At 60.9% G+C, this 12,681-nt stretch carries 11 protein-coding genes; 4 read left to right on the forward strand and 7 right to left on the reverse strand.

What is annotated here, in order from left to right; genetic code table 11:
• Positions 1–6: 6 nt before the first annotated feature.
• From ACRTG1_RS21225 to lptF, 3 genes are read right to left on the reverse strand one after another with little or no spacing between them, the layout of a single operon-like run.
• On the reverse strand, positions 7–2,379 hold the full coding sequence (locus ACRTG1_RS21225) for an LPS-assembly protein LptD (RefSeq protein WP_432517112.1): 2,373 nt from the start codon (positions 2,377–2,379) through the stop codon (positions 7–9).
• Between the two features lie 26 nt (positions 2,380–2,405).
• Positions 2,406–3,491 carry an LPS export ABC transporter permease LptG gene (gene lptG / locus ACRTG1_RS21230; RefSeq protein WP_113154722.1) on the reverse strand — a complete coding sequence of 362 codons (1,086 nt, stop codon included), beginning with the start codon at positions 3,489–3,491 and terminating at the stop codon, positions 2,406–2,408.
• Entirely contained in the window at positions 3,488–4,693 is a 1,206-nt protein-coding gene (gene lptF, locus ACRTG1_RS21235; protein ID WP_113154723.1) for an LPS export ABC transporter permease LptF, read from the reverse strand. Before lptF ends, lptG begins: the two co-directional genes overlap by 4 nt.
• Before the next feature lie 330 nt (positions 4,694–5,023).
• Between lptF and ACRTG1_RS21240 the strand changes: the two genes are divergently transcribed.
• Positions 5,024–6,514 (forward strand): leucyl aminopeptidase, encoded by a 1,491-nt coding sequence (locus ACRTG1_RS21240; RefSeq protein ID WP_206546649.1) that lies wholly within the window; start codon positions 5,024–5,026, stop codon positions 6,512–6,514.
• 4 nt (positions 6,515–6,518) lie between these two features.
• Positions 6,519–6,965: a DNA polymerase III subunit chi gene (locus ACRTG1_RS21245; protein ID WP_206554721.1), complete on the forward strand. Its 447-nt coding sequence runs from the start codon at positions 6,519–6,521 to the stop codon at positions 6,963–6,965.
• Positions 6,966–7,148: 183 nt separating this feature from the next.
• Here ACRTG1_RS21245 and ACRTG1_RS21250 read toward each other — a convergent pair whose 3' ends face one another.
• The 4 genes from ACRTG1_RS21250 to ACRTG1_RS21265 form a co-directional block, all read right to left on the reverse strand.
• Complete coding sequence (locus ACRTG1_RS21250; protein ID WP_206554720.1) at positions 7,149–7,847, reverse strand: HAD family hydrolase; 699 nt, start codon at positions 7,845–7,847, stop codon at positions 7,149–7,151.
• Entirely contained in the window at positions 7,844–9,721 is a 1,878-nt protein-coding gene (locus tag ACRTG1_RS21255; protein WP_113154726.1) for an ABC-F family ATP-binding cassette domain-containing protein, read from the reverse strand. Before ACRTG1_RS21255 ends, ACRTG1_RS21250 begins: the two co-directional genes overlap by 4 nt.
• A gap of 167 nt (positions 9,722–9,888) precedes the next feature.
• Positions 9,889–10,530, reverse strand: a complete 642-nt coding sequence (locus tag ACRTG1_RS21260) for a hypothetical protein (protein ID WP_206547386.1) — start codon at positions 10,528–10,530, stop codon at positions 9,889–9,891.
• 160 nt (positions 10,531–10,690) lie between these two features.
• Complete coding sequence (locus ACRTG1_RS21265; protein WP_206547387.1) at positions 10,691–11,203, reverse strand: DinB family protein; 513 nt, start codon at positions 11,201–11,203, stop codon at positions 10,691–10,693.
• A gap of 114 nt (positions 11,204–11,317) precedes the next feature.
• Between ACRTG1_RS21265 and ACRTG1_RS21270 the strand changes: the two genes are divergently transcribed.
• On the forward strand, positions 11,318–12,007 hold the full coding sequence (locus tag ACRTG1_RS21270; protein WP_206546653.1) for a glutathione S-transferase family protein: 690 nt from the start codon (positions 11,318–11,320) through the stop codon (positions 12,005–12,007).
• Between the two features lie 181 nt (positions 12,008–12,188).
• Positions 12,189–12,611, forward strand: coding sequence for a nucleoside-diphosphate kinase (gene ndk, locus ACRTG1_RS21275; RefSeq protein WP_113154730.1), 423 nt, complete (start codon positions 12,189–12,191; stop codon positions 12,609–12,611).
• The last annotated feature ends 70 nt before the right edge of the window (positions 12,612–12,681 follow it).

Raw genomic sequence — 12,681 nt, forward strand, 5'->3', positions numbered from 1 at the left:
ACAGCCTCAGAAGCTTGACCCGAAGTCGCCGCTGCTGGTGCCGAAATCGCCGATGGTGCGCAGCGACACGCGGAAGCCGAACGAATGGTCGGTTTCCTTGGTCACGCGGTTTTCGCTGCGCGAATAGGTCATCGAATAGATGAAGCACTCATCGCCATAGGAGAACCCGTAGTCGTTCTTGACGACCGTCTCGCTCTCGATGTCGTAAGTGCCCGAAGCAAAACCGCTCCAGTTCTCGTCGAACTTGATCCTCGCGACGCCCGTCACTTCCTGTCGGTCGGTTTCAAACCCGTATAGTGGCTGGGCCTCGATATAGGCGTACTGCAACGAACCGGTTACCGCGCCAACGGTGGCGGCGGTCTTCAGGTCGGTACGGCGTACGTCGAAGGTCTCCTCGTCGAACCGTGCACCGGCGGAGAATGCAAAGCCGCCCGGGCTGGCGAAACCGATCATGCCGACAAAGTCGGAGACATCCGTCTCAAGGCCGGAATAGGCGCCGACATTGACCAGATCAGGAGCCGCATAGGGGTTCGCGCCGGCAATCTGGTAGGACTGACCGAAGAGGCCCTGAGCAGTCCAGCCATTGGCGAAACTGCCGGAGTAGCGGATGCCGACATTGGCGCGCGTACCACCCTCAATGCGGTCATAGCCGGAGAACTTGTCACGCTCGAACAGCGTCGTCGCGTCGAACACGAGCGACTGCGCATCTTCGTTCGGAATGCCGAGCTTGTCCTGATAGGGAGCGTCGGGCCGGACGAAGATCTGCGCCACGGGTTCCAGCACGTGGCTGGCGCTCGTGGTGGAGAAAAGGATCGGCCAGCGCGCTTCCAGACCTGCCGTCGCCATGTAGCGATAGTAGGAGGAGCGCATATCGCTGCCGACCGGGGTGCCATTCAGCTCGAAGCTGGTGATGCCATTCACCGTGGTGGCATCGTAATCGGTATAGATCGCGTCGCCACGGGCCTGCAGAAGCGGGGTCACGACGAGACCGCCCGACGTGACGAAAGAGCGCTTCCACTCGGCTTCGGCCGTCATGCGGCTGGCAAGCCCATCCATACCGTCGATGCGTGACGTGTCGTTCGGATTGATGCCGTTGACCTTGTTGAGGCTCAGCTGATCCCGATAGATGTTTTGAACATTGATATCGAGATTTAGCTCGCCGCCAGCCACCGACATGTCCGGTGTATAGGAATAATCGAAGGTTGGCAGAACCCAGGGCTGCTGATCGTCACGCGCACTGGGGGAGGAGTCCAACACGTCTTCCTGAACGTCGAAATGGTAGGCGCGCAGGTCGAAGAAGTTCCGGTCATCAAGGCCGGTCAGATAAAGCTGGGATGTCTGAACCGTGTCCGAGAACCCGTCGATGCCATAGGTGCGCGAGAAGTTCTTGTCGGTCTGCGCAAGCACGTCCCAGCCGAAGGTCCAGCGCGGATTGACGCGGAACTGGCCCTTGGAGCCGATCATACCGCGGCCGTCTTCGCTGCCATTGACCGTGTTCGGGCTCCAGGCCTCGGGGTCCTGCTGCTTGATGCCGGCAATCTTGACGCTGTACTGGCCGTTGTCGAAACGCTGACGCCACTCGGCTTCGCCAAGGAAGCCCTGATTCGTATAGTAGGTGCCTGTTACCGTAAGGTCATACGTAGGCGAGAGCGCGAGGTAATAGGGAACGCTGACGCCGAAGCCGAGCTCGTCATTGTATGAAGCGCTCGGAATCAGGAAGCCCGTTTTGCGCTTCACCGTCGGGTCCGCCACCTCGAGATAGGGGAGGTAGGCAATCGGCATGCCGAAGAATTCGAATCGCGAACGCTCAAAACGAACTGTCTTGGATTCGCCGTTCCAGATAATCTTCTGCGCCTTGATCTGCCAGATCGGCGGTTTGCCGGGTTTGTCACGGCAGGGTTCGCACGCGGTGTAGACACCATTGTTGAAGGTGGTCAGCCGACCGCCTGAGCGTTCGGCGCTCTCGGCAGCGAAATAGGTCTTGTCGACAGTCTCGACGCGCAGCGCATTGACGAAGCCATCGCGGAAATCGTCGGTGACGTCGATCTCGTCTGCGTAAATCTTGTTGCCGTCTTTCTCAATGATCTGCACACGGCCGCGCGCAACAACGCGGGACGTTGCCCGGTCATAGACGACCCGGTCTGCAACGAGATTGTTTCCGGCATACTCGATCTGCACACCGCCGGCGGCAGTGATCGTGCTCTGATCGTTGTCGTAAATGAGATTGTCCGCCGTCAGCAGCATCTGTGCGTCTTGCGGAAGGTCCGATACGTCCAGCCCGCCGGTCTGCGCCAGGGCAGTGCCCTGCGGAAGCAATGCATAGGTGCACAAGGTCGCCAACGCGGTCGCGCCCATCAAATGCGCTAACCGTGCGGACATGCCGGCTCTGTTTGCCGAAACCCCCACTAACCGTCCTCCTTGTACAATAGGAAAGTCACCCCATAGAACATCGCCACGACCACAGGCGTCCAGGCAGCTACAACCGGAGGTACAACTCCGGCGCTACCGAACGCCTTGACCAGGACCGAAACCACATAAAGCAGAAAGCCGGCGAGGATTCCACCCAGAATCACCGTTGCTGACTGTCCCATTCGCGTAAATCTCATGGATACCGTAGCGGCAATCAGCGTCATGGCGACGAGCAGGAGGGGTAATACTACAAGTGAATGAAAATGCGTGGCAAAGGCGTTTGCCTTGAGCCCGAAGGAGCGCGCGACTTCGATCTTTCCAGGCAGTGCATAGATGGATGTCGCTTCAGGGCGCGCAAGCTGCTCGCCAACGAATTCTGGCTGGAGATTCGTTTCGATCTGCAGCGTTGCGATACGTTCTGCCGCAGCGGTACCGCGGCGACGTGACACGTCCTGCAATTCCCAGAAACCATCGCGCAGAAATGCGCGTTCGGCGTCGAGTCGCTCATAGATGCGTCCATCGGCATCGATTCGGAAGAAAGTCGGGCGAATCAGGGTCTGCCCGCCGCTGAGGACAGAGGTGGAACCGATGATGGTTTCCTCATTGCCCGTACGCTGTTTGAGCCACTGTTCGGCTTCGGAATTGGTTGTGCTCTTTGCCCCGCGCACCTCGGCCTCGACAAGCTGCGCCTGGGCAAAGCCGTTGGCTGCCAGCGGGTTCAGCGCAGCAACGGCGATCACGCCGAAAACGAAGGAGCCGAATGCGATGGGCGTGAGGAACTGCCAGGCTGAAACGCCCGCCGCACGCGCCACCACAAGCTCATACTTGCGGTTGAGACTGATGAGCGTGGCCATGGCCGCAATCAGACCGATGAAGGGGATCGCCTGCAAAAGGATGATCGGTGTCTGCAGCGCGGCCAGCGAAAAGGCCCATTGAGGCGTGTAGCCCGGCAATCCCGCCGAGCGGCTCGAAACCTCGGCAAAGGTCACGATGAAGATCAGAAGACCGATGCCGAAAAAGTTCCAGGCTGCAATCGAGGCGTAGCGGCGGAAGAAATAGCCGCCAAGTGTCAGGCCGATCATCCGCGACCTCCTTCGGGCGAGCGCTTGCTGGCCAGCTTGATGCGAAGGCGGGTCATTGCCTCGGTCAGTTTCTGTGTGCGTGCGTTGAGCTTCTCAACCCAGTGTGTGGGCAGTTCCATCACACGATTTGTGAAGATGAAGAACGCGCATACGCCAATCATCAAAAGTGGCGCGGCGTAAAGCACGAAGGAGAAAACGCGCGAGCTTTCGGCCTCGGTGCCCGAATAGAACCCGACCCACCGCACAAGCAGCGCGATCACCATCGTGGTCACCATCGGGTGCAGCCTGGCTTCGCGGAAGGAGCGCGCATCGCCGGCCACGGCCAGTCCGATCATGGCGAAGACCAGCGGGTAGAGCCATTCGGAGAAGCGCATGTGAAGTTCCGCCCGGAAGATCTGTGGCGACTTCTTGTAGAACTGGTCGTCCGGGTCGGGATTCAGGAGGAAGGCGAGGGAACGGTCCTTGGGGTGCAGGGTGGGTTCACCGCCGCCGCTGCTGGAAAACTGCGAGAGGTCGAAGGCGTAGGAATCAAAGCGGATCGTCGAGACGTCGCCATTCGCCGACTGCCGCTGCACCATGCCGTCCTGCATGACCAGAATGGAGCCACCATCGCGTTCAACGGCAGCACCTGTGCGCGCATGATAAATGAGCTTGGTGTTCTCTTCGCGCGAATCGGCGACGAAAATTCCGCCCAGAAGACCGTTGGGAAGGCGTTCCGAGACCTGAACGAAGAGACCGTCATCCACTTTCTGGAAGCTGCCTTCCTGAAGAACCGTGGTGATCAGGTCGGCGCGGGCATTGGCAAGCAGCGTGCGAAAGGCCTGGCGGGACGCGGGCTCAACCGTGTTGTTGATCAGGAAGGATGCAACGCTGGCGCCGATGGCGATGATCAGGATCGGCCGGATGATGGTGGCGCGCGGCGCGCCCGACGCATTGATGACCACCAGTTCCGAATCGGAATTCATGGTGGCGAGCGTCTGCGCCACGGCAATGCCGAGCGCGAAGGGGATCACGATGGGAATGACGGCAGGCAGGACAAGGGCGGCGACCATGAAGAACGTGCCGGCCGACTGGCCGCTATCGGTCACAAGGTCGATGCGGTTCAGGACCTGGGTGGTCCACACCAGCGCGAGCACCCACAGCAACGCGGCTGCGAACAGCGCGAAGGTACGGCGCATGATGTAAAGTTCGATTACCCGCATGGAAATCGGCAATCCGTTTCGTTGGAACAGCCCTCAACCGGCGCGCGCGAACCTAACGGCCCGCTTCCACGTGCACAATGCTCAACTGCCGGCTTTGAAGGGCGGCCCACCATTTCTTGTCACAGGGGTGAAAGTGGGCGGGATTGGTTAGAAAAAGCGAAACAAACGCAGTTAACAGATTGCTTACTGCCCAATAGCCGCACCGCAATCAATGATTGCGCGCGCGAAAAAACAGAATGCGCCTCGGCACAGCCCTTGCCAATCTTCATAAAACCTCCAAGATCGCCGGCATCTCTCAAAACGAGAAATCACGCAAATCTGGGAATTATCATGACCGACAGACCGAGCGTCTCTTTCGCCAAGTTCGCAATGCCCGAAAAGGGCACCGCCATTGTCCTGGCTTCGCAGGGTGGCGGACTGGGAGACAATGCGAAGGCCTGCGATCCGGAAGGCGTTCTGGCGCGCGCCTTCGAGGTGTCCGGCTTTTCCGGGAAACTGGCAAAGAGCGTTGAGGTTCTGGCGCCGGCCGGCTCGCAGCTTGACCGGTTGACCGCGATCGGCGCAGGCAAGACGGACGAACTCGGCGAGGAAAGCTGGGTGAAGATCGGGGGCGCCGCCCTTGCCGCCGCGAAGTCTGCCGATGCTGTCAGCGTTGTCGCCGATCTCGATGGTGCCGAGGTCAGCGCCGAGGATGCCGCCAATATCGCGCTCGGCATGCTGCTGCGCACCTACAGTTTTGACAAATACAAGACGAAGAGCCGTGACAACGGCAATGACAAGCCGTCGAAGAAGCTCAAGATCACCATTCAGTGCGCTGACCCGTCCGCCGCCAAGAAGGCGTTCGTGCGGGCAGAGGCCGTGGCGAACGGCGTTCTTGTCGCCCGCGATCTCGTCAATGAGCCCGCCAATGTGCTGGGACCGGTCGAGTTTGCAGCGAAGGCCAAGGAACTCGAGAAGCTCGGCGCAAAGGTCGAGATCCTCACCGAAAAAGAGATGAAGAAGCTCGGCATGGGCTCGCTGCTCGGCGTTGCGCAGGGTTCCGTGCGTCCGCCGCGTCTGGCGGTCATCGAGTGGAACGGCGGCAAGTCCAAGGACAAGCCGGTCGCCTTCATCGGCAAAGGCGTCGTCTTCGACACAGGCGGCATTTCCATCAAGCCGGCAGGCGGTATGGAAGAGATGAAGGGCGACATGGGCGGTGCGGCTGCCGTTGTCGGCGTCATGCATGCACTGGCCGCCCGCAAGGCGAAGGTCAACGCCATCGGCATGATCGGCCTCGTGGAAAACATGCCCGACGGCAATGCCCAGCGCCCCGGCGACATCGTCACCTCCATGTCCGGTCAAACCATCGAGGTCATCAACACGGACGCGGAAGGCCGTCTCGTGCTCGCTGATGTGCTCTGGTACTGCAATGACCGCTACAAGCCGCAGTTCATGATCGATCTCGCCACGCTGACGGGCGCGATCATGGTGGCGCTCGGTCATCACCGCGCGGGTCTCTTCAGCAATGACGACACGCTGGCCGAACGTCTCTCCGCCGCCGGCGAGACGACGGGCGAGAAGGTGTGGCGCATGCCGCTCGGCGAGGAATACGACAAGCTGATCGATTCGAAGAATGCCGACATGAAGAACTCGTCCGGCCGCATGGCCGGCTCGATCACGGCCGCCCAGTTCCTCCAGCGTTTCGTCAAGGACGGCGCATGGGCGCATCTGGATATCGCCGGAACCGCCATGGGCGCGCCGCTCAGCGAGATCAACCGCTCCTGGGGCTCGGGCTACGGCGTACGTCTGCTCGACCGCCTCGTGGCCGACAGCTACGAATAGGTCGATGGACGTTCTCTTCTATCACCTCACCGAATCGACGCTGGAGGAGGCGCTGCCTCCTCTGGTGGAGAAAAGCCTCGAGAGGGGATGGAGGGTGGCCATCCAGACCGGAAGCCGGGAGCGCTGCGAGGCGCTCGACAACTGGCTTTGGACATGGCGCGAGGAGGCCTTTCTCGCCCATGGCACGGATCGGGATGAGCATCCCGAACACCAGCCCGTGCTTCTGACCGATGTGTCGGCCAACCCAAACGATGCGCAGATCCGCTTTTTCGTGGATGGCGCGGATCCGGGCGCGGTGGATGGTTATGAACGTGCGGTTCTCATGTTCGATGGCCATGATGCCGACCAGCTCAACGCCGCGCGCCAGCACTGGAAGATGCTGAAATCGGCAGGCCACGCCGTGACCTACTGGCAGCAGGGGCCGGATCGGCGCTGGCAGAAGAAGGCCTGAGGCCTCCCGTCCATTTGCCGAACCAATACGAAAAGGGCTGCCTTGCGCAGCCCTTTTTTCGTTTCAGAATGTTCAGCCGGGCTAAGGCATCGGCCGAAAATCGGGGTCGATTTTCGGAAAGCACGATGCGTGGATTCAAGAGGTTAGAGTGCCCTTTGTGCGCCCGAATGGACGCACGGCGCTCTAACCGATCTCCGCGAGCAATTCTTCCAGTTCGCCCAGATGCGCGATCTCGCGAAAGCGCGGCGCGTCTTCCGGCGCTTCCGCATGCTCGTGCGACCAGGTGAGGTCATGCGGCACGAAAACACCCCACGAACCGGCCTCAATGGCGGGAATCACATCGGACTTCAGCGAATTGCCGATCATCATCGCGTGTTCGGGGCCATCGCCATGGGCCGCGAAAACCCGCTCATAGGTCGTGCGTGATTTGTCGCTGACGATCTCGACCGCGTCGAACCAGTCGCCGAGACCCGAAGCCGCCAGCTTGCGCTCCTGATCGAAGAGGTCGCCCTTGGTGATCAGCACCAGCCGGTGCCGACCGACAAGCCGCTCCAGCGCTTCGCGGGCATGGGGCAGGGTCTCGACCGGGTGGTCGAGCATCTCGCGCCCCGCGTCGAGAATGTTTTGAATGGTCGCCGCCGGCACACGGCCCCCGGTCACCTCGATCGCGGTTTCGATCATCGACAGGGTAAAGCCCTTGATGCCGAAACCATACTTTCCGAGATTGCGCTTCTCGGCATCGAGAAGCCGCTCCGTCAGGTGATCGGGATCGGCAAAGTCGCCAAGCAGTTCGGCGAAGCGCGCTTCGGTCATGCGGAAGAAGCGCTCATTCTGCCAGAGCGTGTCATCCGCATCGAAGCCGATGGTAAGCGCGCGCGTCACGAGGCCATTTCCTCCTCATACTCGGTGGAAAGCGTCAGCCAGCGATCTTCATGCTTTGAAAGCATGTCGGCAAGGTCCGAACGCTCCTTGGCGAGCGAAGAGACCTTTTCCGGCTCCTTGTCGTAGAGGCTTGTATCGGCAAGCCGCGCCTCAATGGCTTCGATCCGCTTGCGCGTTCGGTCGATCAGTCCCTCGGTCGCCTTGATCTCCTTGGACAAGGGCTCGAGAGCGGCGCGCTTGCGCGCAGCCTCCTTGCGCTTGTCGGCCTTGGAGGCCTTGTCGCTTTCCCGCTTTTCCCGGTTGCGGCTCGCGCCTCCGGTCATCTGACTGCGGTAATCGTCCATGTCGCCGTCGAAAGGCGATACGGTGCCGCCGCCGACGATCCACAGCCGGTCGGCCGTGGCCTCGATCAGGTGCCGGTCATGGCTGATGAGGATCACCGCGCCCTCGAACATGTTGAGCGCCTCGACCAGCGCTTCACGGCTGTCGATGTCCAGATGGTTGGTCGGTTCGTCGAGGATGAGCAGGTGCGGGGCCTCGAATGTGGCCAGCCCCATCAGCAGCCGCGCCTTCTCGCCACCCGACAGATCGCGCGCCGGCGTCGACATCTTTTCCGTCGTCAGGCCGAACTGCGCGACCCGCGCCCGCACCTTCGCCTCCGGTGCATCCGGCATCAGCCGGCGCAGATGCTGATAGGCGTCTTCATCGGGACGCAGATCGTCGAGCTGGTGCTGCGCGAAGATCGAAACCTTTAGCCCCGGCGCGACGGTCTTGGTGCCCTTTTCGAGCGTGAGCCGGTCGGCGATCAGTTTGGCGAAGGTCGATTTGCCGTTGCCGTTGGAGCCGAGAAGCGCGATCCGGTCATCATTGTCGATGCGCAGCGTGAGCCCGCGCAGAACGGGTTTGCCGGGCGTGTAGCCGACCGTTCCGCCATCAAGGGCGATGATCGGGGAGGCGACGGCCTTCTCCGGATTGGGAAAACGGAAGGGCAACACCGTCTCGTTCAGCACGGCGGCCATGGGCGACATGCGCTCCAGCGCCTTCAGGCGCGACTGCGCCTGGCGCGCTTTCGACGCCTTGTAGCGGAAGCGGTCGACAAAGGCCTGCATGTGCTTGCGCTGGGCGTCCTGCTTGACGCGCATCTTCTCCTGCAGCTCCGCCTTCTCGGCATACTGCTTGGCGAACTGGTCGTAGCCGCCGCGCCAGAACGTCAGCTTCTTGTGTTCCAGATGCACGATGGACGAGACCGCCCGGTTGAGCAGGTCGCGATCATGGCTGATGAGGAGCACGGTATGCGGATAGCGCGAGAGATAGTTCTCGAGCCACAGCGTGCCTTCCAGATCCAGATAGTTGGTCGGTTCGTCGAGCAACAGAAGATCGGGCTGGGTGAAAAGAACCGCCGCCAGCGCCACGCGCATGCGCCAGCCGCCGGAAAACGACGAGGCCGGGCGCTTCTGCGCTTCGGCGTCGAAACCCAGGCCGGAAAGGATCGCGGCTGCCCGCGCTTCCGCCGAGTGGGCGTCGATATCGGTCAGCCGGGTCTGGATCTCGGCGATGCGATGCGCGTCGGTTGCCGTCTGTGCCTCGGCCAGAAGCGCTTCGCGTTCGGTGTCTGCACGCAGAACGATGTCGATCAGCGGCTCTTCCGTCCCCGGCGCTTCCTGCGCAACCTGGCCGATGCGCATGCCCCTGGGCAGGCTGATCGTGCCGGACTCGGAGGCAAGGTCTCCGGTGATGGCGCGGAAAAGGGTCGTCTTGCCGGTGCCATTGCGGCCGACAATACCCGCCTTGGTGCCAGCGGGGAGGGAGAGCGATGCCTGGTCGATCAGAAGGCGGCCGGCAATGCGCAGCGAAAGGTTTGAAATCGTCAACATGACGGCGTTTTGACGGTTCGCCGTCTGGCTGGCAAGACGTCACTGTAAAAGCAGCTGACTTGACGCAACAGAACCGCCTCAGTGTTGCCAAAAGCAGACAGGTGTGGCCCATGGAATTTAGGCCGCACGCGGAGCCCCTGTTGCAGCCATATTAACGGGTTCTGACCCTAGCGGGCCGCAGCCTGGCGAAGCGCCTTGCACATCTGCACCAGCGCATAATCCCAGGCGTTCGGATCACGCAGAATGCTGACGCAGCGTTTGCGATAGACGGCGATCTGCTGATTGCTCATGCTGCTCAGCGCGCGCTGGCCGATATTGTTGCCGCTGCTGAAAATGCCGGTATTGGTGCTGCCCGGTCGTCCCGCGCGGGGTGTTCCTGTGCCGGGCGTTCCTGTGCCGCCCGGGCCAATGCCGACACCAACGCCAACACCAATCCCGCCACCGCCGCCGCCAATATTGGCGTCGACACCGGCATTCACGCCGCCGGTGCCGCCGAGGGAAGCCGTCGTGCCGGAATCGACCACGCCGCCGCTTCCGCCCACGCTCGTGCTGCTGGAGACGCTCGCCGCGCCGCCGACAGAGGCATTGGCGTCAACGCCTGCCACACTGCCACCGCCCACTGACGCGCCCACACCGGCGCTTGTGCCGCCCTGATCCACACCGACGCTGGCGCCAAGGCCGTTATCCGTATCTACCGATGCGGAGATGCCGCCGACGCTGACATCAATCGCCTGACTTGGGGTGATCATGGCCAATGCAATGACCCCGCTGGCCACGCCTGCGAGAATTCCATTCTGCACTTTGTTCATGGTTCTCCTCCTTGATGGCGGCTTTCGTCCATTCAAGGATGGTAGGGGCAATATGAAAAAGTGAAGGGTACTATTGGGTTGAAGGTTTAATTGTAGAGTCGAAGTTTGTGAAATATATAATCAATTTTATTGCTTTAAGTCTGTAATGAGTGGTCGCTTGTCAGGCGAACCTTGCTCCGTCTTTTGTGCGGTGGAAATATATGAGATCCAGTGACGGTGCTTCCACGCCCAGTATCGACAATGCGGCATGCGCCTGACCGCGATGATGCGTCTGGTGATTGAAGAAATGCACAAGTGCGGGCGCAAGACGCTGTGAAACCGTGCGAACATCCGTAACGGTCACATAGGTAAAACGTCCTGAAAACGCAGCCTCGTCCAGACTATCGATCCATTCCACAATGCGTTTGTCTTCGTCGTCACGGGCAATCCGCAGGGCGGGCAGCGCGCTGTGCAGGATGGTGTCGAGCGCACCGGGGGATGCGCCTTCGCCGGTGAAGCGCTTCATCCAGATCAGGTCGCCCACCAGAATGTGATTGAGGGTTCTGAGCAGCGATTTGAAGTAGAGGCCGATATCGCGATCAAGCGCGTCGGGGTCCAGCGTCTCGGCTGCATCGTAGATCCGGGCGTTGGCCCAGAGATTGTAGGCGGCCAACATTTGGAATTGCTGTTTCATTGCTTTGTCCGGGAGGCTGGAACAAGAGAATCTCGCCCCAGCGTATTGCATGGCGAACGGATTATGAAATCCTCTCGCACCTGACAGCGCCAATCGCAATCGAGAGGACGAGTTGTGACCATTACACTTTATGAACTGGTGGGCGTGGATGCAGCGCGTCCTTTCAGCCCGCATTGCTGGAAAGTGGCGTTTGCTCTGGCGCATAAGGGACTCGATTTCACGACCGTACCGGTGCCCTTCACGCAAATCGGCGCAATCGAGGGCGGGGCCACGAAAACGGTTCCGCTGATCCGGGATGGCGAAACGCTGGTCGGCGATTCCTTCGCCATCGCGCTCCATCTGGAAGAAGCCTATCCGGACCGGCCAAGCCTGTTTGGCGGAGAGGGCGGCGTGGTGCTGTCCCGTTTCATCGAGAAATGGGCCAATGCAACGCTTGTCCCGTTCGTCGGCGCGTCTCTTCTGCCGGAGATACACGCGGCTCTGGAAGAAGATGACCAGGCCTATTTCCGCCAGACCCGCGAGGCGCGCTTCGGTGGTGCGCTCGAGGATGTCGCCCGGGGGCGCGAGGAGCGGCTTGAAGCGTTTCGCGATGCGCTCGTGCCGCTGCGCGCCGTGGTCAAGCGGCAACCATTCCTGGGCGGGGAGGGACCGCTTTTCGCCGACTATATCGTGGCCGGTGTCTTCCAGTGGGCGCGCGTCATATCGCCGTTCCCTTTCATCGTGGAGGACGATCCCGTCGCACACTGGTTCGAGCGGTGTCTGGAACTGCATGACGGTCTGGGCCGTCGCGTGCCGGCTGCATGAGCGGCCTCGGCGCGTTTCGATGAAGGAGAGATGACGGATCGGGTGTGAAAACCGCCGTTCAGCGGGCTGAAATCATGCAAGGCGGCGTTGGCCCTTCCCATGTGGGCTCTGGCCGGTTATAGACCGCGCCATCTTCAAACATGGGCCAAGGCCCTAAATCCAGACAATCGAAGGACAGACCATGGCGATCGAACGCACTTTCTCTATGATCAAGCCGGACGCAACGAAGCGCAACCTGACCGGCGCAATCACCAAGAAGCTCGAGGACGCCGGCCTGCGCGTCGTCGCTTCCAAGCGCGTGTGGATGAGCCGCCGTCAGGCAGAAGGCTTCTACGCCGTTCACAAAGAGCGCCCGTTCTTTGACGAACTGTGCGAGTTCATGTCTTCCGGCCCGACCGTCGTTCAGGTTCTCGAAGGCGAGAACGCAATCCTGAAGAACCGCGAAGTGATGGGCGCCACCAACCCGGCAGACGCTGACGAGGGCACCATCCGCAAGGAATTCGCCACTTCGATCGGCGAAAACTCCGTCCACGGTTCCGATGCTCCGGAAACGGCTGCTGAAGAGATCCGTTACTGGTTCTCCGATCTCGAGATCGTCGGCTAAAGCAATTCCAGGAAAAGTGGGAACCGGTTTCCCGTCCGGAATTGCGCAAGAACAATGAATGAGAGCGTTT

The organism is Nitratireductor sp. PBL-C9 (genome assembly GCF_050877045.1).
Lineage (GTDB): Bacteria > Pseudomonadota > Alphaproteobacteria > Rhizobiales > Rhizobiaceae > Nitratireductor > Nitratireductor aquimarinus.